Annotated in this window: 19 protein-coding genes and 1 pseudogene; 10 read left to right on the top strand and 10 right to left on the bottom strand. The window is 63.5% G+C overall.

All coding sequences use genetic code 11. The features are described from left to right. Positions 1-135 precede the first annotated feature (135 nt). Positions 136-474: pseudogene (locus tag AC13EY_RS10595) on the bottom strand (molybdopterin-binding protein); the annotation flags it as partial. Positions 475-574: 100 nt separating this feature from the next. Next, a complete protein-coding gene (gene moaD, locus AC13EY_RS10590) occupies positions 575-823 on the bottom strand; it encodes a molybdopterin converting factor subunit 1 (protein WP_335600024.1) in 249 nt (82 codons plus the stop codon). Between the two features lie 125 nt (positions 824-948). On the opposite strand from moaD, the gene AC13EY_RS10585 reads away from it, so the two are divergent. The 3 genes from AC13EY_RS10585 (at position 949) to AC13EY_RS10575 (ending at position 4,255) form a co-directional block, all read left to right on the top strand. Beyond that, positions 949-1,383 carry a hypothetical protein gene (locus AC13EY_RS10585; RefSeq protein ID WP_482876378.1) on the top strand — a complete coding sequence of 145 codons (435 nt, stop codon included), beginning with the start codon at positions 949-951 and terminating at the stop codon, positions 1,381-1,383. Positions 1,384-1,505: 122 nt separating this feature from the next. After that, positions 1,506-2,732, top strand: coding sequence for an acyl-CoA dehydrogenase family protein (locus tag AC13EY_RS10580; RefSeq protein WP_482876376.1), 1,227 nt, complete (start codon positions 1,506-1,508; stop codon positions 2,730-2,732). Positions 2,733-3,094: 362 nt separating this feature from the next. Beyond that, complete coding sequence (locus AC13EY_RS10575) at positions 3,095-4,255, top strand: HPP family protein (protein ID WP_335599955.1); 1,161 nt, start codon at positions 3,095-3,097, stop codon at positions 4,253-4,255. 4 nt (positions 4,256-4,259) lie between these two features. Here the strand turns inward: AC13EY_RS10575 and AC13EY_RS10570 are convergent, their stop codons facing one another. Next, positions 4,260-5,114, bottom strand: coding sequence for a LysR family transcriptional regulator (locus tag AC13EY_RS10570; protein ID WP_482876374.1), 855 nt, complete (start codon positions 5,112-5,114; stop codon positions 4,260-4,262). A 133-nt stretch (positions 5,115-5,247) separates the two neighbouring features. On the opposite strand from AC13EY_RS10570, the gene trhP reads away from it, so the two are divergent. After that, complete coding sequence (trhP, locus tag AC13EY_RS10565) at positions 5,248-6,531, top strand: prephenate-dependent tRNA uridine(34) hydroxylase TrhP (protein WP_335599957.1); 1,284 nt, start codon at positions 5,248-5,250, stop codon at positions 6,529-6,531. 36 nt (positions 6,532-6,567) lie between these two features. Here the strand turns inward: trhP and AC13EY_RS10560 are convergent, their stop codons facing one another. Genes AC13EY_RS10560 through AC13EY_RS10540 form a run of 5 tightly spaced genes read right to left on the bottom strand, consistent with a single transcriptional unit; the run spans position 6,568 to position 10,112 of the window. Beyond that, complete coding sequence (locus AC13EY_RS10560; RefSeq protein ID WP_228247005.1) at positions 6,568-6,831, bottom strand: HP1242/YdcH family protein; 264 nt, start codon at positions 6,829-6,831, stop codon at positions 6,568-6,570. A gap of 42 nt (positions 6,832-6,873) precedes the next feature. Continuing rightward, positions 6,874-7,590: an LrgB family protein gene (locus AC13EY_RS10555; RefSeq protein ID WP_335599979.1), complete on the bottom strand. Its 717-nt coding sequence runs from the start codon at positions 7,588-7,590 to the stop codon at positions 6,874-6,876. Further along, positions 7,583-7,933 carry a CidA/LrgA family protein gene (locus tag AC13EY_RS10550; RefSeq protein WP_335599980.1) on the bottom strand — a complete coding sequence of 117 codons (351 nt, stop codon included), beginning with the start codon at positions 7,931-7,933 and terminating at the stop codon, positions 7,583-7,585. Before AC13EY_RS10550 ends, AC13EY_RS10555 begins: the two co-directional genes overlap by 8 nt. Next, positions 7,927-8,445, bottom strand: a complete 519-nt coding sequence (locus AC13EY_RS10545) for a DUF934 domain-containing protein (protein ID WP_335599981.1) — start codon at positions 8,443-8,445, stop codon at positions 7,927-7,929. The genes AC13EY_RS10550 and AC13EY_RS10545 overlap by 7 nt, the downstream gene beginning before the upstream one ends. Next, positions 8,442-10,112 (bottom strand): nitrite/sulfite reductase, encoded by a 1,671-nt coding sequence (locus AC13EY_RS10540; protein ID WP_335599982.1) that lies wholly within the window; start codon positions 10,110-10,112, stop codon positions 8,442-8,444. The genes AC13EY_RS10545 and AC13EY_RS10540 overlap by 4 nt, the downstream gene beginning before the upstream one ends. A gap of 1,014 nt (positions 10,113-11,126) precedes the next feature. On the opposite strand from AC13EY_RS10540, the gene ccoG reads away from it, so the two are divergent. The 6 genes from ccoG (at position 11,127) to AC13EY_RS10510 (ending at position 18,158) form a co-directional block, all read left to right on the top strand. Continuing rightward, positions 11,127-12,509 (top strand): cytochrome c oxidase accessory protein CcoG, encoded by a 1,383-nt coding sequence (gene ccoG / locus AC13EY_RS10535; RefSeq protein ID WP_228247000.1) that lies wholly within the window; start codon positions 11,127-11,129, stop codon positions 12,507-12,509. Positions 12,510-12,572: 63 nt separating this feature from the next. Continuing rightward, positions 12,573-13,982: a GntR family transcriptional regulator MpaR gene (mapR, locus tag AC13EY_RS10530; RefSeq protein ID WP_228246999.1), complete on the top strand. Its 1,410-nt coding sequence runs from the start codon at positions 12,573-12,575 to the stop codon at positions 13,980-13,982. A gap of 113 nt (positions 13,983-14,095) precedes the next feature. After that, positions 14,096-15,268: a 5-demethoxyubiquinol-8 5-hydroxylase UbiM gene (gene ubiM / locus AC13EY_RS10525; RefSeq protein ID WP_228246998.1), complete on the top strand. Its 1,173-nt coding sequence runs from the start codon at positions 14,096-14,098 to the stop codon at positions 15,266-15,268. A 53-nt stretch (positions 15,269-15,321) separates the two neighbouring features. Further along, the gene (locus AC13EY_RS10520; RefSeq protein WP_160003199.1) at positions 15,322-15,468 is read left to right on the top strand and encodes a hypothetical protein; all 147 of its coding nucleotides are present in this window, start codon (positions 15,322-15,324) and stop codon (positions 15,466-15,468) included. Between the two features lie 62 nt (positions 15,469-15,530). Next, on the top strand, positions 15,531-15,938 hold the full coding sequence (locus tag AC13EY_RS10515; protein ID WP_228246997.1) for a DUF2946 domain-containing protein: 408 nt from the start codon (positions 15,531-15,533) through the stop codon (positions 15,936-15,938). Positions 15,939-16,037: 99 nt separating this feature from the next. After that, a complete protein-coding gene (locus tag AC13EY_RS10510; RefSeq protein ID WP_410172331.1) occupies positions 16,038-18,158 on the top strand; it encodes a TonB-dependent copper receptor in 2,121 nt (706 codons plus the stop codon). Positions 18,159-18,214: 56 nt separating this feature from the next. Here AC13EY_RS10510 and AC13EY_RS10505 read toward each other — a convergent pair whose 3' ends face one another. Then, positions 18,215-18,856, bottom strand: coding sequence for a DUF1826 domain-containing protein (locus tag AC13EY_RS10505; protein ID WP_228246995.1), 642 nt, complete (start codon positions 18,854-18,856; stop codon positions 18,215-18,217). Continuing rightward, positions 18,853-19,758 carry a GTP cyclohydrolase FolE2 gene (gene folE2 / locus AC13EY_RS10500; RefSeq protein WP_228246994.1) on the bottom strand — a complete coding sequence of 302 codons (906 nt, stop codon included), beginning with the start codon at positions 19,756-19,758 and terminating at the stop codon, positions 18,853-18,855. The genes AC13EY_RS10505 and folE2 overlap by 4 nt, the downstream gene beginning before the upstream one ends. Between the last annotated feature and the right edge of the window lie 14 nt (positions 19,759-19,772).

Below are 19,772 nucleotides of genomic sequence, written 5' to 3'. Positions count from 1 at the left end.
TGACGGGGAAGGTGCGCCTGGAGCACGCCAAATCGGGCTATTTCCATCGATTGGCGCCCTAAACGGGAAGTAAACGAGCGCGACCGCTGCTGCCAGAAGCAGTGGACGTAATCATCGCGGCGAATTTCAACAGGCTGCTAGCGACAAGTGACGGAACAGTTCACCAAAACCATCCACCTGCTTGTCCAGTAGCGGGACAACGGCCTGCGGCGTATTATCCCGCGCGGTAAACCCGGTGCCACCGGTCATCAACACGACCTGCACCTGAGCATCGGCGATCCACTGACACACAATGGCGCGGATTTGCCAGATGTCGTCGGTCACTAGCGCCCGCGCCTGCAGGTAATGTCCTGCCGCCTGCAAACCGGCAACCAAAGCATCTCCTGAGGCGTCATCAGCCAGGCTACGGGTGTCACTGATCGTTAATACGGCCAGGTTGAGGGGGACGAATTCAGAGCGGGACAGATGTACCATAGGGCTCTCTTGTAACGGGTAATTATCCTACAGCCTGCGCTGCTGTCCGGTCGTTTCCCATTCCCCCGTGGAGGTACACCGGAGGAGGTGCGACAAGCTGTCACCCGCCAGTTACCGGCGGAAAGAACGCCACCTCATCACCATCATTAATCGCCGTTTGCAACGAGCACAGCTCGCGATTACGGGCACACATCAGATTGCGCGCGGCCAGCGCAGTCCACTCGCCACCACGTTGCAGCAGGTGGCGGCGCACTGCATCGAGATTGGTCATCTCGGGATTCCAGTCCAACTGTTCATGCTCGCACCCAAAGCGCTCGCGCAGGCTGGCAAAGTAGTGAACCTCAAGCATCGCTATTTCTCCCGACAAATCACTGGATGCTAGGGCTGGGTGGACGGCAGAGACTTGATCTGTGTCAGGGCCGGCCCGCGCTGCTCGACTAGACTGGCCGAAAGCTCGCGTACAGGCACTCAAGCATGACCTATCTGTTGCTCAAGTTTGCCCACCTCAACGCCGCTGCTTTTTTTGTCGGCGGCGTTTTCTTCGAGGTTATGATCCTCAGCCGCGCGGCGCAGAGCCTAGATGATGCGCCGCGCCAACAATTGACCACTGCACTGGGGCAGCGTGCCCGGCAAGTGATGCACTGGGTGGTGCTGGTGCTGTACAGCGCCGGCCTGGTTCTAGCCTGGCGCTACCGCAGTGTTTTGGCCGACCCGCTAGCCAGCCACTTTGCCACCCTCCTGGCACTGAAAATCGCCGTGTCAGTGATCATTCTGCTGCATTTTGTCGGCGTTATAGTGCTGCTACGCACTGGCCGAATGCGGCCACAGATTTCCAGGCGCATTCATCTAAGCGTGCTGTGTCACATGCTGTTGCTGTTGTTTCTGGCCAAGGCCATGGTGCTGCTGTAACGCCTTGATGGCGGTCAATTAGCAGCCAGCCTGATGAACGGCAATCGCCGTCATCGAGCTTGCTTATCAAGCGACACAGGCAGGCGTAGGGTCTTTTATCAATCCAAGTGAAGGAGCTGTCCATGGACTTTCAAGCCAGCGAACGCAGTCAGACCTTAGGCCGACAGCTACAGGACTTTATCGACGCCCACGTACTGCCGCGGCACGCTCAGTGGCTGCAGGAAACCCGCCAGGCACCACCACCGGCCTCCTTTATGCCCGACCTCAAGGCCTTGGCCCGCGAAGAGGGCCTGTGGAACCTGTTTCTTCCAGCCGAGTCCGGCCTCAGCAACCTGGATTACGCGCCGCTGGCCGAAATCATGGGCCGCCTGCCCTGGGCCTCCGAGGTATTCAACTGCAACGCCCCGGATACCGGCAACATGGAGCTGCTGCATTTGTTCGGCAGCTCGGCACAACAGCAACAATGGCTGCATCCACTGCTGGCGGGCGAGATCCGCTCGGCCTTTGCCATGACCGAACCGGATGTTGCCTCTTCGGACGCCCGCAACATCCAGACTCTGATTCGCCGCGAAGGCGACCAATATGTGGTCAACGGGCGCAAATGGTTTATCACCAATGGCAACCATCCGGACTGCAAAGTGATGATTGTCATGGGCAAGACCGATCCCGATGCCGACGCCCACCGCCAGCAGAGCATGCTGCTGGTGCCAATGGACAGCGAGGGGGTCAGCGTGGTGCGAAACATCAGCGTACTCAACCATCACTCCCCGGAAGGTCATGCCGAAATTGTTCTACGCAACGTACGTGTGCCCTGCAGCAACCTGTTGGGCGAAGAAGGCGGCGGTTTTGCCATGGCACAGGCGCGCCTTGGCCCGGGCCGCGTTCACCATTGCATGCGCGCCATCGGCATGGCCGAGCTCGCGCTGGAGTTGATGCGCGAGCGCGCCCAGGAACGCCAGACCTTCGGCCGCTATCTGAGCCAGCACGCCAATGTTGGCGATGCTATCGCCGAGTCACGTATCGACATCGAGCAGGCACGCCTGCTTGTGCTGAAAACCGCCTGGCTGCTCGATCATGTTGGCGCCCGCGGCGCACGACGGGAAATCGCCATGATCAAGGTGGTGGTACCACGCATGCTTTGCCGCGTGGCCGATCGCGCGATCCAGGTCCTCGGTGCCATGGGGCTCAGCCCGGATACCCCGCTGGCCGACCTATACACAACCGGCCGTACGCTGCGCCTGGCCGACGGTCCAGACGAGGTTCACCTGCGCAGTGTGGCACGGGCGGAGCTGCGCATCGGCAGCGAGCAACGGGGCAGCAGCGCGGCCTGGCTGACCCCACCAACCTGATTTTAATCAAATTAAATCTATTTCATAGAAAATTATTATTGATTTGACATTAATCAAGGACGGCGACAAACTGACGCGGGTCACCTCCTGAGCCATCCCTGTTGTCAGAGCCGCCATGATCACCGCCGACCACCCTCCTCTCTGCACCGCCCGCACGCCTCACGGCGTAGGGCGTTGCGTGGTCGCGTCGGCAGCTCCGCGTACCGCGTCATGATCCTGCTGGTGGTCCTACTCACGCTGCTGTGGGGCGGCATCCTCTGCTGCCTGCGGTGCTTTATCGAGTCGACGCCCGACGACGCCGAGCGCAAATCGCGCTGACCCTCTGCGCAATACCCCGTTTTCACCTTTAAACAAGCGATACCATGACCGACACCACCGACGTGACTACCCACCACGCCCCGCGCCGCCTGACTGTTCTTCCGGGCCGGCAACTACACACCCGTCCCCGCGAGTGGGTACGTGCCGCCTGCGGAGCCGCGCTCGGACTGTTTTTCAGCGTCTGGCTATGCCAACTGGTCTTTGGTCCGGCAGTCGCCGTGCTGCTGATCGGCCCACTGGGGGCCTCCGCCATTTTGCTCTTCGCAGTCCCTTCCGGGGCGCTGGCCCAACCCTGGTCAATCTTTGGCAGCTACCTGATCTCCGCCCTCGTGGCTACCCTCGTCGCCCAGTTGGGAGGCCATAGCATCGAGATGGCTGCTGTGGCTGTCGCGCTATCGTTACTGGTCATGTTCGCGCTGCGTTGCCTGCACCCACCGGGGGGCGCAGTGGCGCTGTGCGTGGTGCTGGCCGGGCCGGCTCTCCAGGCGCTGGGCGAAAAAGCCGTGCTGCCGGTGATGCTCAACGCCCTCTCGCTGCTGGCCATTGCCCTGCTCTACAACAATCTGACCGGCGTACGATATCCCAAGCGACCGCAACCGCAGGTCGACCTGCACCACACCAGCGACCGCACGCCAGAGATGCGCGTGGGGTTTACCGATGCTGATCTGGATGCCGCGCTGAATGAATTTGGCGGCTTTGTCGACCTGACCCGCGAAGACCTGACGCAACTGATCGACAAGGTTGAGGCTTCAGCCTTGCGCCGCAGCATGGGTGCCATCCACGTGCGCGACATCATGTCCCGCGACCTGCGCTGCGCTACACCCGAGACGCGGGTGCGCGAAGCGCTGGATCTGTTGCACACGCACCGTTTGCGAGTACTGCCAGTGCTGGATGCAGAGCAGGCGCTGGTGGGGATCGTCAGCCTGACCGACCTGGCCAACTTTGTCGGCCGCAGCGGCAGCTTCCGGCTGCTGCGCCGCGGCGGCGGCGAAAAATCGCCCCTGAGCGAGGTCATGACCTCGCCAGTGATTGCCGTAGTACCCGACCTGCACATCACCCAGCTGGTGCCAATGCTCTCCAGTCAGGGGCTGCATTGTTTGCCGGTTGTTGAGCAGGGCAGGCTGGTCGGCATGGTGACCCAAACCGACCTGATCGCCGCGCTGCAACGCAGCATGTTGATGACTATCCGGGCCGGCGCTGATTGAAGGCCTAATCCCAGCGCTGTGACCAGTCATGGCTGTCTGTCGCGGCCTGACGCAGTAGCGTGATCGCCTGCTGCAGTTCCGCACTGTCACGCTCGCGAGAGTAGACCAGCCAGGTCGGGAAGCTGAATTCCGGTGCCCGGGGCACCCGCTGCAGCTGTCCACTGTCCAGATAGCTCTGCACCACCCGGGTACGAAAATAACCACTGCCGCCGCAGCTGAGCAGGTACTGCAGGGCCATCGGCCCCAGATTGAAGGTCAGTTCAGCCTTGGCCTTGTCCGGCAGGGCGCGATCATGCTGCTGGCGAAAGGCGTCCCCCCAGTCGATGTAGATATAGGGCTCGGGCTGGCTCGGCAGGCATACCTGAATCAGCTTCTCTTCCAACAGCTCCTCGACCTGCAGGCCCGGCCAGTAGCTTGGCTGGAACACCAGCGCCGCATCCAGCGTGCCCTGCTCCAGGCGGCGCTGCAGCGCCGCACCTTCGCCAACCTCGGTGTGCACCGCCTGACTGCCCTGCTCTGCCCGCAGCAAGCGCACCCAATGCAGCATCAGCGGATTGTAGAGGCTGGTTTCGCAGCCCAGGTGCAAGACGCTGTCGATACCACTGATCAACGGCAGGTCGCGCTGCGCCGCCTCCCAGGTCTGCACCAGTTGGTTGGCATAGGTAACAAACAGCTCACCGTCGCGGGTCAGCCTGGCGCCGCCGCGGTTGCGCACGAACAGGCGGCAATTGAGCTGCGACTCCAGACTCTGGATGCGCGCCGTCACCGCCGCCTGGGTCACGTGCAGCTGCTCTGAAGCAGCGATCAGACTGCCGCTGCGGACAACTTCAAGAAAGGTTCTGGCGAGGCTGATATCCATAAGTCGGGCTCATCCCAAGGAAGCTGGCATTGTGCGTCATCCACCGGCAGCGGCCAAGGGAAGCCCTGATCTCGGTCAATACGTCAGACAGACCAAGCCACTAAGCTGCGACCTTTTTTCGCAGGTCCCGATCATGCCCAATGCCCCCGAACTGCTGGCCCCGGCCGGCACCCTCAAAGCCATGCGCTACGCCTTCGCCTATGGCGCCGACGCGGTGTACGCCGGTCAGCCGCGCTACAGTCTGCGCGTGCGCGAGAACGACTTCCACAACCCGGAGGTCATGGCCGAGGGCATCAAGGAAGCACACGCACTCGGCAAGCGTTTCTATCTAGCCAGCAATATCGCGGCCCACAACAGCAAGGTCGCCACCTACCTGCGCGACCTTGAACCGGTGGTCGCCATGGGGCCAGATGCGCTGATCATGTCGGACCCAGGGCTGATCATGCTGGTACGCGAGCGCTGGCCGGAGCTGCCGGTGCACCTGTCGGTGCAGGCCAACGCGGTCAACTGGGCGACGGTGAAGTTCTGGCAGCAGCTGGGGCTGGAGCGCATCATTCTGTCGCGCGAACTGTCGCTGGAAGAGGTTGAAGAAATCCGTCAGCGCTGCCCGGACGTGGGCCTTGAAGTATTCGTCCACGGCGCGCTCTGTATCGCCTACTCCGGGCGCTGCCTGCTGTCCGGCTACTTCAACCACCGCGACGCCAACCAGGGCGCCTGCACCAACGCCTGCCGCTGGCAGTACGACGTGCAACCCGCGGTCGAAACCGCCGAGGGCAATATCGAGCCTCTGACGCAGCCGGTGCAACTCATCACCCAGCACGACAAGCCGGATGAGCCGATGGCCATCGAAGAAGATGAGCACGGCACCTACATCATGAACTCCAAAGACTTGCGCGCAGTGCAGCATGTCGAGCGCTTTGTGCAGATGGGGGTCGATTCGCTGAAGATTGAAGGCCGCACCAAGTCGCACTTCTACGTTGCCCGCACGGTGCAGGTGTACCGCCAGGCGATCGATGACGCGGTGGCCGGTCGCCCTTTCAATCTGGGCCTGATGGACGATCTGGAGAGCCTGGCCAACCGCGGCTACACCGAAGGCTTCTACCGCCGCCACCCACCCGGGGTGTATCAGAACTACGAGCAGGGTGCCTCGCGCATGACCCGCCACCAGTTTGTTGGCGAGCTGACCGGCGAAACCAGCGACTGGATCGAGATCGATGTAAAAAACCGCTTCGCCATCGGCGACCAACTGGAGCTGATGACCCCGCAGGGCAACCACAGCTTTGTGCTGGAAGCCCTGCAGGACCGTCACGGCAGCGACATTGAGGTGGCACCGGGGAACGGCCACCGAGTGCGTATTCCGCGCCCGCCGCTGACCGATCTGCGGTACGCGTTGCTGATGCGCTGGCTCGCGGCCTGAAGTAGCCTTGCCCGCCAGCAACCGGCGTGCGCCTGATCAGTCGCGCGCCGCTTTCAACAAGAGGCCGTACAGTTGATCCTTGAGATGGGCACGCTGCTTTTTCATCTGCTGAAAGGTGGTGTCCTCCACCGGCGACTCGCGCTTTTCCAGCCGCATGATCTCACGGTCAAGACTGGCATATTCGTTCAGTAGCTGCCTGAAGTGCGTATCAGCCTCGGCCAGTTGATCGATAAGGTCACTGTATTGCGGGAACTCCCCGTGCAGCTCGTGGTTCTCGATGCCCATTGTCTGTACCTCCATTGGTTGATCCTGACATACCCCATGAGCCTAGTAGATTAGTGCTCAAGCGCCCAACCAGCGCCAGGCAAGCACCACTGCAGGCAGCAGCAAGGCGGTCAGCACACCCAGCGCGCCCATCGCCAGCGCAGAAAAGGCCGCACATTCATCGCCCTCCTCCAGCGCCCGGGCCGTACCCACCGCATGCGCATTCATGCCGTAGGCCATGCCCCGCGCCGCCGGGTGATTGACCCCGGCGAGCTTCAGCAACGGCGGCAACATCACGGTGCCCAATACACCGGTCAACATCACCAGCACGGCGGCCAGCGCCGCCAGCCCGCCCAGTTGCTCGGCCAGCGGCATGGCAATCGGCATGGTCACCGACTTGGTCGCCAGGGTCATCAGCACCGACAGGTCTGCCCCCAGTAACCAGGCGGCCAGCAAGGTCAACACCACGCTGGCGCTCCCACCAACCAGCAGTGTCACCAGCACCGGCCAGAGATTGGCGCGAATACGCCGCAAATTCCGATACAGGGGCACCGCCAGCGCGACTGTGGTGGGCCCGAGCAACCAGGAGATAGGCACAACAGCTTCACGGTAGGCGGCATAATCCAGCTGCAACAGGCGGATACCGGCAATAATCAGCAGCATGGTAATCAATACCGGCTGCAGCACCAGCCAGCCGGTGCGTCGGTAGAGCCAGAGCGCAAACACAAACGCCGCCAGCGTCAGCGCGATGGCGGTCAGTGGCGCATGGACCACCTGCAGCAGCGCGTCAGTCATCTTCCCGGCTCCCGGTCATCAGCCGCTGCATCAGCACGCCGCACAGCGGAATGCACAGCAGCAGCGATACAACCAACCCCGCGCCAATCGCAGGCAGTTGCGCCAGCAGCACATCACCGCCGAACAGAATACCGGTCGCCGGAATCGCCAGCATCAGCGGCAGATAGCCAAGCAATGCCGCGCTCGCCTGCTCCAGCCACTCAGGAATCCGGCCAAGCAGCACCAGCAACGCCAACAGCAGCAGCAAGCCGATGACCGGCGCGGGCAGCATCGGCAACCAGACAGCCTGCAGCAACGCACCAACCGCCTGCATCACCACCAGCAAGAGCAGCCCCTTCAGCATGTGCTAGTCCGTCGACGAAACAGCGGCCGCGGCTCAATCGCCGAGCGCCCATAGAGCACGCTCATGCCGCTCAGCCCCTTGATGGCATCCTCGACAGACTTGTCCTCGCGCACGGCAAAGGCATCAAAGCCGCACTGGCGCATGTGGCTGAGCTGATCACGCAGCACATCCCCCACCGCGCGCAGTTCGCCGGTCCAGCCGATGCGGGTGCGCAGCAGGTAAGCCTGGCTGTAGCCACGGCCGTCGCGAAAGCTCGGGAACAGCACGGCAATCAGCGGCAGCACCGCCAGATAGGGTTGCAGCCGCTCGGCCTCGTCATCGGGTTGCAGGCAGACCGCGTCCGCGCTGGGCACAAGACCGCCGAGCACCGCCGCGGGCTGGCATTGCAGCCAGCCGTCCAGACTGAGAATCCGCGGTCCGGCAACCGTCTCTCCCTCCGTCAGCGCCAGCGACCAGCCGTCATCGCGGATCAACTCCGGCCCATGCTCAGTCAGCCTTATCAGATTGTTCATGCGCGCACCTCCTGCGCCGGATACACCCGCGCCTTGAACGGGGCGAGGCCGATACGCGCGACGGTATCGACAAAGCGCTCCGTGCCCTGCCGCTGCTCGCGGTACACCTCGGCCAGCTGGGCAATCACCTCGGGCACGTCCTCGGCACTGAAGGCCGGACCGATCACCTTGCCCAACGCGCTCTGCTTGCCCTGCGCCCCACCGATGGTGAGCTGATACCACTCGCTGCCGTTTTTATCAACGCCAAGAATGCCGATATTGCCAATGTGATGATGACCACAGGCGTTCATGCAGCCGGAAATGTTCAGACTGATCTCGCCCAGATCCTGCAGCAGCTCGGGGTCGGCAAAGCGCTGTTGAATCGCCTGCGCCACCGGGATGGACTTGGCGTTGGCCAGTGAACAGTAATCGCCGCCGGGGCAGGCAATCACGTCGGTCAGCAGGCCGATATTGGCTGTCGCCAGACCAAATGCGCAGGCCTGCTGCCAGAGCGCGTACAGGTCTGCCTTGGCGACATCCGGCAGCACCAGATTCTGTTCGTGGGCGACCCGAATCTCGCAGAAGCCAAAGCGCTCGGACATCAGCGCCACCTGCTCCATCTGCTCGGCAGTCACGTCACCGGGCGGCATGTCGGCACCCGGTTTGGTCGACAGCGTGACCGACACATAACCCGGCTGCTTGTGCGCATGGGTGTTGCGCTGCACCCAGCGGGCAAACCCGGCGTCGCGCGCCAGCGCGCTGCCAAATTCCAGGTCCACCGCTGGCTGCGGCGGGTAGCTCGGCGGCTGAAAACTGGCGGCGACGCGCTCATACTCGGCGCGGGTCAGCTCGGCGGGGCCATCCTTGATGTGCTGCCATTCGGCCTCGACCTCGCGGGCAAAAGCGTCGATGCCGAGCGCCTTGACCAGAATCTTGATGCGCGCCTTGTACTTGTTGTCCCGGCGGCCGTGGCGGTTATAGACCCGCAGCACCGCCTCGACGTAGGACAAAAGGTGCTGCCAGGGCAGCGCCCGACGGATCGGCTGCGACAGAATCGGCGTACGCCCCAGGCCGCCGCCGACCATGACGTCGAACAGCATCTCACCCGCGGCATCCCGGTACAGATAGAGCCCGATGTCGTGCATCATCACCGCCGCACGGTCTTCGCTGGCCGAGCACAGGGCAATCTTGAACTTGCGTGGCAGGTAGAGAAACTCCGGATTGATCGTCGACCACTGGCGCAGAATCTCGGCCAGCGGCCGCGGATCGAGCACCTCATCGGCCGCCACCCCGGCAAAGGCGTCGGTGCTGATATTGCGCACGCAGTTGCCGGAGGTCTGAATCGCGTGCATGTCGACTGCCGCCAGCCGAGCCAGAATGTCGCCTACCTGCTCCAACTCGATCCAGTTGAACTGAATGTTCTGGCGCGTGGTGAAGTGGCCGTAGCCGCGGTCGAAATCCCGCGCGACACTCGCCAGCGCACGCAACTGATCCGCCGACAGCGTGCCGTAGGGAATCGCCACCCGCAGCATGTAGGCATGCCGTTGCAGGTACAGGCCGTTCTGCAGACGCAGCGGCAAAAACTCCTCCTCGCTCAGCTCGCCGCTCAGCCGCCGGCTGATCTGATCACGAAACTGGGCGACCCGCTCGGCAACCAGCGCCCGGTCATACTCATCGTAGTGGTACATGCTCACCTCTCGGCAGGCGGCAGTTCCCGCAACCAGCAGGCCTCCCGCACAGGATCATCAGGGCGGCCACTATGCGGATGCAGCTGAGCCCATACCAGCCTCAGATCCTGCTAAAAAAACCGTATCAGTTGTACTGAAGACGCTGTTTTTCTTAAAGCGCAAGGCAACACCGCATGCGGTTGCGGTGCGGCTGTTGACCAAATACTTGAAGGATTGAGTGTGCACTGGGTTTCGTCCCGTTTACGCGGGCGAGTAGCGCAGGTTTGGCGGGAAGAAGAGCGGCAGCCTGTCTGAGGCTCGCAGAGCCGAGTTCTGCCGATCCCCGTCAAACCGAGCAACACAGCGAACCCGAAGGGCCGCGTAGTCGGGTGCCCCGGGGGATACAGGGAAGCGCTAACCCATTCCACATACCCTCTGACGTTCAAGCTGGGCTGCAATCAAGGCGTGGTTTTGAAGGCATGTCGGGACCTGTCGAGAGACCACAACGCAGAGTGCGGCCCAGCATGAACGCCCCGCAGGGCGGGCGCTCAAGCATGCATCTGCTGCGTTGCGCTGCTTGCCAATAGAACCACTATTGGCCGCACATCGCGCCTTGCATCTGCACGCTTGAGCACTCGCAGAGGGCATGCGGAATGGGCAAGCGCTTCCCTTGGGGGGCTGGGCAAGCAGCCCCCCTTGGCTCGCCGTGAACGCGAAAGGCTGATTCAGAAGCAGCCCGCGGGCCCTCGCCTGATGAAAGTCGGCAGGCAAACTAGAGACGCCTAAAGCTAGCCTTAGACGTTTTTGAGTCCTCGCAAAGCTTGCCGCCAGCGCCCACGAAAAGCATACGCGGACACGCCTTTGGCTTTGTCCGCACTACGCATCGTGCATGCGCAGAGAAGGCAAACACGCTGCGCCGGCCAGCGGAACGAGGCACCCATCTGACATGGTTATTTGCATCGAATCTGAATCTGTTACCGAAGCAGCTATCCCCGCATCATCGCCGCAGCCTGAAAATCCAAGAGCCCTGATGCCATGACCAGCCACATTCCCCTGAAAGACCTGACGCCCGCCCAGCAGGGCGGCCCCATTCATACCCGCAGTTTCAAGGGTCTGTACCGCAACCTGCGCCTGCTGGGAGCCGGCGCACTGATGCTGCTGTTCTTCGGTACCGCCTGGATCGACTGGAACGGTCAGCAGGCAGTGCTCTGGGACCTGGACAGCAAGCAGTTCCATATCTTCGGTGCGACTTTCTGGCCGCAGGACTTCATCCTGCTCTCGGCGACTCTGATGATTGCCGCCTTTGGCCTGTTCTTTATCACCGTGGTCGCCGGCCGGATCTGGTGCGGTTACAGCTGCCCGCAGAGCGTCTGGACCTGGATGTTCATGTGGGTGGAGAAAGTCACCGAAGGTGAGCGTCACCAGCGCATTCGTCTGGACGCCGCGCCCTGGTCGCTCAACAAACTGCTGCGCCGCGGCGCCAAGCACGGCCTGTGGCTGGCGATCAGCCTCGCGACCGCCATCGGCTTCGTCGGTTACTTTACCCCGGTGCGCGATCTGGTCGGCGATCTGCTGAGCTGGCAGGTTGGCGCGACCACCGCGTTCTGGCTGCTGTGCTTTACCGCCGCCACCTACTTCAATGCAGGCTGGCTGCGCGAGCAGGTCTGCGTGCACATGTGCCCGTACTCGCGCTTCCAGAGCGCGATGTTTGATGCCGACACCCAACTGGTCACCTACGACGCGGCGCGCGGCGAAACCCGCGGCCCGCGCAAGAAAACCAGCGACCCGGCCGCCGCAGGTCTCGGCGACTGCATCGACTGTACTGTCTGCGTGCAGGTCTGCCCGACCGGCATCGACATCCGCGACGGCCTGCAAATCGACTGCATCAGCTGCGGCGCCTGCATCGACGCCTGCAACGGCGTCATGGATCAGATGGGCTATGCGCGCGGACTGATTCGCTACACCTCCGAGCGCGCGCTGGCCGGCGGTAAAACACACTGGTTGCGCCCGCGCCTGGTCGGCTACGCCAGCGCCCTGCTGCTGATGATCGGCGGTTTGGTCTGGGGTCTGCAGGAACGCTCGCTGATCGATCTGGATATCAGCCGCGACCGCAGCGTATTCCGCGCCAACAGCAATGGCGACATCGAGAACATCTACACCCTTAAGGTGCTGAACAAGACCCAGCAGCCCCGCGAATACAGCATCAACCTGGAAGGCGCCGAGCGGTTCAACACGCAAGGTCTGGACAACATCCAGGTCGCCGCTGGCGAAACCCGCACGGTTGCCGTGCGGGTCAGCCGCCGCGATCCGACTACCGCCGCTGGCAGCGAGCCACTGCAGTTTGTGGTGCAGGACCTGAACGATGCAACGAGCAAGGTCAGCGACGAGAGCACCTTCGTCTCGCCGCCGGTGCGTTGATATCGCATGAGCGCGCTTGATGGCCTACAGTGGCGAACATCACCTTCAGAGTCGCAGGACCGGATGAAACGCTACGAAAAGCTGGCCGACGACATCGCCGAGCTGATCCGCACCGGGGTCATCGCGCCGGGCGAAAAGATCCCCTCGGTGCGGCACGCCAGCCGCACCTATGGGGTCAGTCCATCGACCGTGTTCCAGGCCTACTACCTGCTGGAGGATCGCGGCCTGATTCAGGCCAGACCCCGTTCGGGCTATTTTGTCCACGCGCTGGCCCGGCGTCAGTTGAGCGAGCCAAACATCAGCCCCTACGCGTCCAGCAGCGTCGATGTGGACGTCAGCGAACTGGTGTTCTCGGTCCTTGGCTCGCTCAAGGACCCGGAGATGGTCGCCTTCGGCTCGGCCTTCCCCAGTCCGGATCTGTTTCCGCTGGCGCGGCTGTCGCGATCGCTGGCCAGCAGCGCACGTGACATGAAACCCCACTCGGTGATTGCCGACATGACCGCCGGCAACCCCGACCTGCGCCGCCAGATCGCCCTGCGCTATATGGTCAGCGGCATGCTACTGCCGATGGACGAACTGGTGATCACCAATGGCGCGATGGAAGCGCTCAACCTGTGCCTGCAGTCGGTCACCCAACCCGGCGACCTGGTCGCCATCGAAAGCCCGGCGTTCTACGCCACCTTGCAGGTGCTGGAGCGCTTGCAGCTCAAGGCGGTCGAGATCCCGGTGCATCCACGCGAAGGCATCGACCTCGAAAGCCTCGCCGACAGCCTGCAGCGCTTCCCGATCAAGGCCTGCTGGTTTATGAGCAGCCTGCAGAACCCGCTGGGCGCCAGTATGAGCGACGCCAAGAAAAAGCAGCTGTATGCCCTGCTCAAGCAGCATCAGGTGCCGATGATCGAGGACGATGTCTACTCCGAACTGTACTTCAGTGCCAAGCCACCCAGACCGGTCAAAAGTTTCGATATCGACGGACTGGTAATGCACTGCGGCTCGTTCTCCAAGTGCCTGGCACCGGGTTATCGGGTCGGCTGGGTTGCAGCCGGGCGCTTTGCCGAGCAGGTCAGCCGGCTCAAGCTGATGACCACCATTTCCCCTTCAGTGCCTGCCCAGGCGGCCTTGGCCGACTACCTGCAGCACGGCGGCTACGACCGTCACCTGCGCAAGTTGCGTCACGCACTGGAGAGTCAGCAACGGGCCATGCTGGCCTCGGCAGCGCGGCACTTCCCCCGTGAGACCCGGGTCAGCCGCCCCAATGGCGGGTACTTTCTGTGGTTCGAGTTTCCCGGGCGGGTCGACTCGCTGCAGCTGTTCCAGCACGCGCTGGCGCAGGGCATCAGCCTGGCACCGGGGCCGATCTTCTCGGCCAACCGGCACTACCGCAACTGCGCCCGGCTGAACTACGGGCACCCCTGGGATGAACCCAGCGAACAGGCCATGGCCACACTCGGGCGACTGATCGCCGCCTTCTGAGCCGCTGCGACAGCCAGCCGCAGTGCACCGGGGCGTCACACTGACCCAGAGCAATGTTCATTAAACAGGTCAGGCGCAGACTGGTGGCCTTTGTTCCCAGGGAGACGCTGCGCATGAACTGCGATATTGCCATTATCGGCGCTGGCCCAAGCGGCCTGTGCATGGCCCGCGCACTGGCCGAAAGCGGCCTGAACATCGTATTGGTCGAGCGCCAGAGCGAGGCCAGCCTGGCCGACCCGGCGTTCGACGGCCGCGAGATTGCCCTGACCCATGCCTCCCGGGCACTGCTGGAGCAGCTCGACATCTGGCCCCGGTTGCCAGTTGAGGACGTAGCCCTGCTGCGCGATGCCAAGGTCATGAACGGCCCGTCACCCTTTGCCCTGCAGATTCAGGCACGCCACGCGGGCTCTGATCACCTCGGTCATCTGGTTGCCAACCGCGCCATCCGGCAAGCCGCCTGGCAAAGCCTGCAGGCGGTCGGCGGAGTGCATCTGCTGTGCGACACCCGGCTGCGCCAGGTGCATCAGCATAGCGGCGGCGTCGAACTGCTGATGAATAACGGTACCCGGCTGGAAACCCGCCTGCTGATCGCCGCCGACAGCCGCTTCTCGGAAACCCGAAGGATGCTGGGTATCGGTGCGCAGATGAAGGACTTCGGCAAAAGCATGCTGGTCTGCCGCATGAACCATGAAGCCGATCACCAGCAGGTTGCCTGGGAATGGTTCGGCTACGGTCAGACCCTCGCCCTGCTGCCGCTCAACGGCAAGCAGTCCTCGGTGGTAGTTACCCTACCGCCAAGGGAAATCGAGCAGCTGCAGCAGCTTGATCCGCAGGCGTTTGCCCGCGAAATGGAGAGCCTATTTGCTCACCGGCTGGGTAATATGGAGCTGGTCAGCGAACGCCACGTCTATCCGCTGGTCGGCGCCTACGCCCGCCGCCTGACGACTCACCGCGCCGCGCTGATCGGCGACGCCGCAGTCGGCATGCACCCGGTTACCGCCCACGGCTTCAACTTCGGCCTCGGCAGCGTGCAACGACTCAGTCGCCTGCTACTCGAAGCTCACCAACTGAACCGCGATATCGGCTCGATCGCCCTGCTGGCCCGTTACGAGCGCCAGCAGCGACTGGCTACCTGGCCGCTGTACCAGGCGACCAACCTGCTGGTCGAGTGCTACACCAATGACCATCTGCCGATGCGCCTGCTGCGAGGTGCGGCGCTACGCGCTGCCCAACAACTGGCACCGCTCAAGCGCGGCATTGCGCGACACCTGACCGCAGGCAACTGAATGGCAGATGATCTAAGCTGACGTTTGTCATTATCGATGAGTGGACCTGAGTCATGTTGCTGATCGAACTGGGAACGCTGCTGATCGTCGTGGGTACCTATGTGGCGATCCATCTGTGTCTGGCCAACTACCGTGACAACGAGCTGGAACAGGCCGCGCAACTGCCGTTTGCCGAGGAGCCTGACCGCCTTGACGCCTGATGCGGCAATAAGCCACAGCCGCCGCAGCTCTGCGCCGGGGCACCGGTGCTAAAATTGCGCGCATGAATCTGACCCAAGACAACCGCCTTTCACTCACCCTGGTGCTCTACCTGTGCACCCTGGTGAGTCTGCTGACCTGCGGCTTCCACCAGGGTCAGATGAGCGGGCAGCATCTGAGCGGCGCCGGGGTGGTGTTCTGCAACCTCGGCAGCGACAGCCTGGGTGTGGATCTCGACGATCAGAAGCAGCACCAGATGAGCGACCTGCAGGCCGGCTGCCCGCTGTGCTCTTCCATCGGCCACGGCAGCGCGGTGGCCATGCATGGCTGGTCGCTCGACTACCTGCCCGCCAGCCCGGCCAGTGCGCCACCCAGCGGCCAATGGGCTCGCCCGCCTCCGCGCCATATCTGGCCCTCAATCAATCCCCGCGCCTCACCCTCCCCGCTCGACGCTGCGTCCCGCGCCGTCTGAGCCCGCCTGCGGCCACCGGCCGTGCGTTGCGTCACACCCCACAACACCCTGATCTGATTTCGGCCCGGCGCCGACTGCGCCGCTTTGGCCACTGTGTGGATGACAACAATGCAACACGCCAACCGTTTTACCCGAACTCCTGTCAGCCTGCGCTGGCAAGCCGCCTTCGCCCTGCTGTTCACCAGCCTCGGCGCTACCGCCCAAAGCCACGAAGGCCATGACCATGAAAGCAGCAACGCTGCGCTGCAACTGGCGCCCGTGGTGGTGACCGCCGTTCAGCAAAGCTCGCCGCTGACCATCGTTGCCGACCCCAAGGACGCCCGCCAGCCGGTGCCCGCCAGCGATGCCACCGACTATCTGAAGACCATTCCCGGGTTCTCGGCGATTCGCAGCGGCGGCAGCAACGGCGACCCGGTCCTGCGCGGCATGTTCGGTTCGCGCATCAACCTGCTGGCCAACGGCGGCCAGATGATCGGCGCCTGTCCCAACCGGATGGACGCGCCCAGCTCCTACATCGCACCGGAAACCTACGACCGCCTGACCGTCATCAAGGGTCCGCAGAGCGTACGCTGGGGGCCTGGGGCTTCGGCCGGCACCGTGCTGTTCGAACGTGAGCCGGAGCGTTTCGAGGAGCCGGACAGCCGCGTGCATGCCAGCGTACTGGGTGGCAGCAATGGCCGCTTCGACAAGCTGCTCGATGCCGCCATCGGCAACCAGAACGGCTACCTGCGCTTCGCCGGCAACGACGCCCAGTCCGACGATTACGAAGATGGCAACGGCGATACCGTGCCGTCGCGCTGGAGCAAGTGGAACGGTGATATCGCCGCCGGCTGGACGCCCGATGCCGATACCCTGCTGGAATTCAGCGCCGGCAAGGGTGACGGAGAAGCGCGCTACGCCGGGCGCGGCATGGACGGCACCCAGTTCGCTCGCGAAAGCCTTGGCCTGCGCTTCGAGAAACTCAACCTCGGTCAGGTCAGCAAACTGGAGGCGCAGGTCTACTACAACTACGCCGACCACATCATGGACAACTTCCGCCTGCGCAGCCCCGATCCGACCAGCATGATGCCGATGCCGATGGCCTCGCAGGTGGATCGCCGTACCCTCGGCGGACGCCTGGCGCTGAGCTTCGACTGGGACGCGGTCGAACTGGTCTCCGGTATCGATGCCCAACGCAGCGAGCACCGTGCCCGCAGGTCCAGTTACAGCATGATGACCGGCTATACCGATGCGGACGAGTTCGCCTGGGAAAAAGACGCAGTCATGCACAACTACGGACTGTTCAGCGAAGCCACCTGGCACCAGAGCGACCTGACCCGCTGGATCGGCGGCGCACGGCTGGACCGCGCCTCGGTCAAGGACTACCGGGTAGGTATTCGCAACATGATGGGCATGACCACGCCCAACCCGACCGCCGGCCAGAGCCGCAGCGACACCCTGCCCAGCGGCTTCGTCCGTTACGAACAGGATCTGACCGCCCTGCCGGCAACGGTCTACGCCGGCCTCGGCCACGCCGAACGCTTCCCCGACTACTGGGAACTGTTCTCGGCCAGCCTGGCGCCAACCGGCGAGCTGAACGCCTTTGACGGCATCGAGCCGGAAAAAACCACCCAGCTGGACGTCGGTATCCAGTACCAGGACGCACGCCTGCAGGCCTGGGCATCGGCCTACGCCGGTCAGGTCGACGACTTCATCCTGTTCCGCTACTCGACCATGATGGGCATGCGCCGCAGCCAGGCCTACAACGTCGACGCCCGCATTGCCGGTGGCGAGTTGGGCGTGGCATACGATCTGACCAGCAACTGGAAGACCGACGCCACGCTGGCCTACGCCTGGGGTGAGAACCGCAGCGACGGCCAGCCGCTGCCCCAGATGCCGCCGCTGGAAGCCCGCCTGGGCCTGAGCTACGAGCAGAACGACTGGAGTGCCGGCGCACTCTGGCGACTGGTCCGCGCGCAGAATCGGGTGGATGAAGGCGCCGGCAACGTGGTCGGTCAGGACATCGGCAGCAGCGCCGGCTTTGGCGTGTTCTCGCTCAACGGCGCCTGGCGCATGACCGAGCAGATGAAGCTGAGCGTGGGTGTCGACAACCTGTTCGATAAGGCCTACGCCGAGCACCTGAACCTGGCCGGCAACTCGGCATTCGGCTTCCCCGCCGACCCGGTTGCCATCAACGAGCCAGGCCGCTCGCTCTGGGCCAAGGTCGATTTCGACTTCTGACCCGCGCCCGTTCTGCGCTCGGCCCAAACCGCGCGCAGAACGGCGTCCTCAGTCGCTCAAAAGCAGGGATCAAGGGTCAGCAGCAGACGTTGCTGACCGTCCTTCAGGGCCGGACTGCGGTGCACAATACCGCGCTCTTCGTTGCCCACCCAACCGCTGCCCTTGAGCAGCGCCACATCCCCACAGCCCAACTGGCGAATAGCGCCAGGCTCGCGCACTGGATCAGGCTTGCCCAGATCCGGCACCCCGAGACCGCCACGCTCAACCGCCGAATCCGGCAACCACTCGCTGCCGGGGCCGAGGTAGGTGGTCACCAGTCGCACCGGCAGGTTGTCGCAGTGAAAGCGCGGACACATCGCCTTCTCCAGCATGCGCAAACGCACCGCCACCCGTTCGACACCAAACAGGCAGGCCGTCGCTTCTGCCAGCAGCTGCAAATCCGCAACCAGTGGCCCTGCCTGGCCTGGCGCCGGCAACTGCGCCGCCAGCTCACTGGCCAGCGTCTCGCCGGGAATACCTAGCCAGGCCGCCTGCCAGCCACCGCTGCCGCCTTGCGCCAGTACACTGCTGCGCAGCGCCGGCCCGAGGCGTCGCTGCATGACCGCAAGACTTACCGCTTTCTCAAAGATCGCTGCCAATGCTCCGAGATCACTTCCCATCGCCCAGTGCGCGGGCTCTGTCATCAGCGCGGCATTCATGGGTGCGCTCCTGCCGACGCGACCGCATCATGCGGATGCAGACTTTCGATATGCCGAACATGGACCGCGGCATGCTGTGCACCGGAAGCACTCAACGCCGCCCCCAGCCGCCGGGCGGCGTCCTCGACGAACATCAGATTGGCCCCATTGAGCGCGGCAAAGGCCTGCTCGTCAGCGCGCTTGACCGCAGTCTGTACCGGGGTCGCCAGCGCCTGCTCAATCCGGTCGATCAGCGCCAGCAGGCCCAGGCTCTCCTCTGCTGCCTGCAGGTCGACGGCAACCTTGGCTTCGCTGCGCTGGCTGTGCGGCGTTGCCAGACTCCCGTTGCGCCCAAGCCATTGGCTTACCGCCACCGGATCGAGCTGCTGCCGACCGGCAAAAGCTTTATCAAAAGCGCTGACCAGCAACTGCCGGCTGAGGGCAGCCGAGCACGGACAGGTTGAGGAATAGCTGACCGTCAGCTCGGCACGCGCCCTGAAACGGCCCTCAACCAGCGTCGCCTCCAGCTTTACCGGGTAGGCTTTCCAGCCCGACAGCTGCGGCGTAACCAGCGCCGGTCGCCGACACAGCAGACTGAACTGCAGTACCAGCCGTGCATTGCGACTGCCGCAATCGGCATGGCTCTCGACCATTGCCTGCAACAGCGCCTGCAGCACGGTCGGCGCCAGCGCCCGATCCTGACCCAACCGGTCCAGCAAGGTGTAGAGGCGCGACATGTGGATACCCTTGACCTCGGGCCGCGGCAAGTCCACCTGCAGATCGGCACGGGCATGAACCGTCTGCCGCTGGCCGGTCTCAATCAGGGTAATCGGCAGATCAATCCCCTGCATACCAACCCAGTCCAGCGCGGCAGGGTCAGAAGACAGGTCACTCAGAGAAACATCGGGCAGTGCAGCGGTCATCGGCGAGTTCCATC

The sequence above is a fragment of the Halopseudomonas sp. L-58 genome, from assembly GCF_056859475.1.
The sequence above is the reverse complement of the archived record's forward strand: the minus strand, read 5'-3'. Positions and strand labels throughout refer to the sequence as shown.

Excerpts from the sequence above, each read along its gene's own strand:
- AC13EY_RS10510 (WP_410172331.1), top strand. The coding sequence starts at position 16,038 with ATGACAACAATGCAACACGCCAACCGTTTTACCCGAACTCCTGTCAGC.
- mapR (WP_228246999.1), top strand. The coding sequence starts at position 12,573 with ATGAAACGCTACGAAAAGCTGGCCGACGACATCGCCGAGCTGATCCGC.
- AC13EY_RS10520 (WP_160003199.1), top strand. The coding sequence starts at position 15,322 with ATGTTGCTGATCGAACTGGGAACGCTGCTGATCGTCGTGGGTACCTAT.
- AC13EY_RS10545 (WP_335599981.1), bottom strand. The coding sequence starts at position 8,445 with ATGAACAATCTGATAAGGCTGACTGAGCATGGGCCGGAGTTGATCCGC.
- AC13EY_RS10505 (WP_228246995.1), bottom strand. The coding sequence starts at position 18,856 with ATGAATGCCGCGCTGATGACAGAGCCCGCGCACTGGGCGATGGGAAGT.
- ccoG (WP_228247000.1), top strand. The coding sequence starts at position 11,127 with ATGACCAGCCACATTCCCCTGAAAGACCTGACGCCCGCCCAGCAGGGC.
- AC13EY_RS10560 (WP_228247005.1), bottom strand. The coding sequence starts at position 6,831 with ATGGAGGTACAGACAATGGGCATCGAGAACCACGAGCTGCACGGGGAG.
- trhP (WP_335599957.1), top strand. The coding sequence starts at position 5,248 with ATGCCCAATGCCCCCGAACTGCTGGCCCCGGCCGGCACCCTCAAAGCC.
- AC13EY_RS10575 (WP_335599955.1), top strand. The coding sequence starts at position 3,095 with ATGACCGACACCACCGACGTGACTACCCACCACGCCCCGCGCCGCCTG.
- AC13EY_RS10570 (WP_482876374.1), bottom strand. The coding sequence starts at position 5,114 with ATGGATATCAGCCTCGCCAGAACCTTTCTTGAAGTTGTCCGCAGCGGC.
- AC13EY_RS10580 (WP_482876376.1), top strand. The coding sequence starts at position 1,506 with ATGGACTTTCAAGCCAGCGAACGCAGTCAGACCTTAGGCCGACAGCTA.
- folE2 (WP_228246994.1), bottom strand. The coding sequence starts at position 19,758 with ATGACCGCTGCACTGCCCGATGTTTCTCTGAGTGACCTGTCTTCTGAC.
- AC13EY_RS10550 (WP_335599980.1), bottom strand. The coding sequence starts at position 7,933 with ATGCTGAAGGGGCTGCTCTTGCTGGTGGTGATGCAGGCGGTTGGTGCG.
- AC13EY_RS10515 (WP_228246997.1), top strand. The coding sequence starts at position 15,531 with ATGAATCTGACCCAAGACAACCGCCTTTCACTCACCCTGGTGCTCTAC.
- AC13EY_RS10585 (WP_482876378.1), top strand. The coding sequence starts at position 949 with ATGACCTATCTGTTGCTCAAGTTTGCCCACCTCAACGCCGCTGCTTTT.
- moaD (WP_335600024.1), bottom strand. The coding sequence starts at position 823 with ATGCTTGAGGTTCACTACTTTGCCAGCCTGCGCGAGCGCTTTGGGTGC.
- ubiM (WP_228246998.1), top strand. The coding sequence starts at position 14,096 with ATGAACTGCGATATTGCCATTATCGGCGCTGGCCCAAGCGGCCTGTGC.
- AC13EY_RS10555 (WP_335599979.1), bottom strand. The coding sequence starts at position 7,590 with ATGACTGACGCGCTGCTGCAGGTGGTCCATGCGCCACTGACCGCCATC.
- AC13EY_RS10540 (WP_335599982.1), bottom strand. The coding sequence starts at position 10,112 with ATGTACCACTACGATGAGTATGACCGGGCGCTGGTTGCCGAGCGGGTC.